The organism is Pseudomonas sp. IPO3749 (assembly GCF_013386605.1).
Lineage (GTDB): Bacteria > Pseudomonadota > Gammaproteobacteria > Pseudomonadales > Pseudomonadaceae > Aquipseudomonas > Aquipseudomonas azotoformans_A.
In genome coordinates, this window is the sequence record NZ_JACARN010000149.1 from 1 (window position 1) to 2,911 (window position 2,911).

Genomic DNA, 2,911 nt, shown 5'->3' on the forward strand with positions numbered 1-2,911 from the left:
AGCAGACAGGGGAGGGCTTGGGTATGCCACGGTTTTCTGATGAAAGGCGGTTTTCAGCCGGATACGCGGCTTGCGCGATTAAAAAGGTCTGGTAGAATCCGCGGCCTAATTACGTGCGGTATTCGACAATAGTGTCGAGTGGCGGCACGCTAGCCCGAGGAAGTGCCATGAAAGCCGATATCCATCCAGCGTACGAAGTCATCGACGTAACTTGCAGCTGCGGCAACAAGTTCCAGACCCGTTCGAACCTGTGCAAGCCACTGGGTACTGACGTATGCAACGAGTGCCACCCGTTCTACACCGGTAAGCAGAAAACTCTGGACACCGGCGGCCGTGTACAGCGCTTCGCAGATCGCTTTGGTGCTTTCGGCAAGAAGCCTGCTACTCCAGCAGAGTAAGGCTCAAAAGCCTTATGGGCTTTTGCCAGCTGTTGAAAAAGGCGTCCCTTGTGGGCGCCTTTTTTGTGCCTGGGATTTGGCTGCCGGCTGCCCAGGCCGAGGTGTTTTGCCCCGCGCCGGCCTCCTTGGTCCCGGTAGAAGTGCAGCGCGTGGTGGATGGCGACACGGTGCGCCTCACGGATGGCCGCAGCGTGCGGATGATCGGCCTCAATGCCCCGGAAACCGGCAAGAAAGGCCGCCCCGACGAGCCTTACGCGGTTGCCGCCCGCCAGCGTTTACAGGTATTGGTCGACGCGAGCGACGGTCGCGTCGGGTTGTTGCCTGGGCGCGAGAGCAAGGACCGCTATGGCCGCACGTTGGCCCACCTGTACGGCGCGGATGGCGAGAATCTTGAGGCGCGGCTGCTGGCCGAAGGCCTGGGCTTTCAGGTAGGTGTTGCGCCGAACGTCGATCTTGTCGCCTGCCAGCAGGCCGCTGAAAACAGCGCCCGTGACACGCGGTCGGGCCTGTGGCGGCAATCGCCGGTGCAAAACGTGGCCCGGCTCAAGCAATCCGGCTTCGCCTTGGTCAGCGGCCGGGTGAGCAAGATCGAGCGCAATCGCGGCGGAATCTGGATCGAATTGCAGGGTTCACTGGTATTACGCATTGCACCCGACCTCGTCCGACAATTCGACGCCGCAACCCTCAGTGGTCTGCAAGGCAAGGCAGTCGAGGCGCGGGGCTGGGTGCAGGATCGCACCAAACGCGGCGGCCTTAAAAACGGCCAGGCACGTTGGATGCTGCCATTGACCGACCCCAGCATGCTCAAATCGACTGATTAAGAAAAAATTGTAGACATTTTTTTAGTCGATTGTGAACAGTTAAGCCCTTGTATCCCGTGGCTCTTGGCCGAAAGTCGTAGCGCAGGGCCCTTGACACCTGTGACTGCCCAGTCTTGTAGGGACTTTGCGACACGCGTATCCTCGGCGGTCCGTCGACCAACAGTAAAAGCGGAATGCCGATATGTCTGATTTGAAAACTGCCGCTCTCGAATATCATGCCCATCCTCGTCCAGGAAAGCTGAGTGTAGAGCTCACCAAAGCCACTGCCACCGCTCGCGACCTGTCGCTGGCCTACAGCCCTGGTGTTGCCGAGCCCGTACGTGAAATCGCCCGCGACCCTGAACTGGCGTACAAGTACACCGGCAAAGGCAACCTGGTTGCAGTGATTTCCGATGGCACCGCGATTCTGGGCCTGGGCAACCTCGGCCCATTGGCTTCCAAGCCAGTCATGGAAGGTAAAGGCGTGCTGTTCAAGCGCTTTGCCGGCATCGACGTTTTCGACATCGAAGTCGACTCCGAAAGCCCGCAGGCTTTCATCGACACGGTCAAGCGCATTTCCATCACCTTCGGTGGCATCAACCTGGAAGACATCAAGGCACCTGAGTGCTTCGAGATCGAAAAGGCCCTGATCGAACAGTGCGACATTCCGGTATTCCACGATGACCAGCACGGCACCGCGATCGTTACTGCGGCCGGCATGATCAACGCTCTGGAAATCGCTGGCAAAACCCTGGCTGACGCACAGATCGTCTGCCTGGGCGCCGGCGCTGCGGCCATCTCCTGCATGAAGTTGCTGGTGAGCATGGGCGCCAAGCTGGAAAACATCTTCATGGTCGACAGCAAGGGCGTGGTCCAGTCCGAGCGTACCGACCTGAACCAGTACAAGGCGATGTTTGCCCACGCGACCGACAAGCGCACCCTGGCTGACGCCCTCGACGGTGCAGACGTGTTCGTCGGCCTGTCCGGCCCGAACCTGCTGAGCGCCGAAGGCCTCAAGTCCATGGCGGCCAACCCGATCGTGTTCGCTTGCTCCAACCCTGATCCAGAAATCTCTCCGGAGCTGGCTCACGCCACCCGTAGTGACGTGATCATGGCGACCGGCCGTTCGGACTACCCGAACCAGGTCAACAACGTACTGGGTTTCCCATTCATCTTCCGTGGTGCCCTGGACGTTCGCGCCAAGCGCATCAACGAAGAGATGAAAGTGGCTGCTGCCAACGCCTTGCGTGAATTGGCCAAGCTGCCGGTACCTCAGGAAGTGTGCGACGCCTACGGTGGTATCAAGCTGGAATTCGGTCGTGAGTACATCATTCCGAAACCAATGGACAAGCGCCTGATCACCCTGATCTCCGATGCCGTGGCCAAAGCCGCCATCGAGACCGGCGTGGCCACCCTGCCGTATCCGAAGCACTACCCGCTGCAAAGCGTGGATGATGTGTTCAACGGCTAAGCCGTTGTAGCGCACCAACAAAAAGCCCCGGCTCTCGCGAGTCGGGGCTTTTTTGTGGCGAATCATTTTGTGCTGGGCAGGCTTGGTGTGGTGAGCAGGCCTTTGTGGTGAGTGGGCTTGTTGTGGTGAGCGGGCTTGCCCCGCGCTGGGCTGCGAAGCAGCCCTAAAACCTGCCAACGCGTTTTAACTGGATGAATGCGATACTTGCATTAGGGCCGCTTCGCGCCCCAGCGCGGGGGCAG

At 59.6% G+C, this 2,911-nt stretch carries 3 protein-coding genes; all 3 read left to right on the forward strand.

The window, feature by feature from the left end:
• Positions 1-167: 167 nt before the first annotated feature.
• The 3 genes from rpmE to HX812_RS31865 all read left to right on the forward strand — a co-directional run bounded on the left by rpmE (position 168) and on the right by HX812_RS31865 (position 2,669).
• Positions 168-398 carry a 50S ribosomal protein L31 gene (rpmE, locus tag HX812_RS31855; protein ID WP_033897755.1) on the forward strand — a complete coding sequence of 77 codons (231 nt, stop codon included), beginning with the start codon at positions 168-170 and terminating at the stop codon, positions 396-398.
• Between the two features lie 14 nt (positions 399-412).
• Positions 413-1,219: a thermonuclease family protein gene (locus tag HX812_RS31860; protein ID WP_038846412.1), complete on the forward strand. Its 807-nt coding sequence runs from the start codon at positions 413-415 to the stop codon at positions 1,217-1,219.
• 181 nt (positions 1,220-1,400) lie between these two features.
• Positions 1,401-2,669 carry a malic enzyme-like NAD(P)-binding protein gene (locus HX812_RS31865; RefSeq protein WP_016979185.1) on the forward strand — a complete coding sequence of 423 codons (1,269 nt, stop codon included), beginning with the start codon at positions 1,401-1,403 and terminating at the stop codon, positions 2,667-2,669.
• The last annotated feature ends 242 nt before the right edge of the window (positions 2,670-2,911 follow it).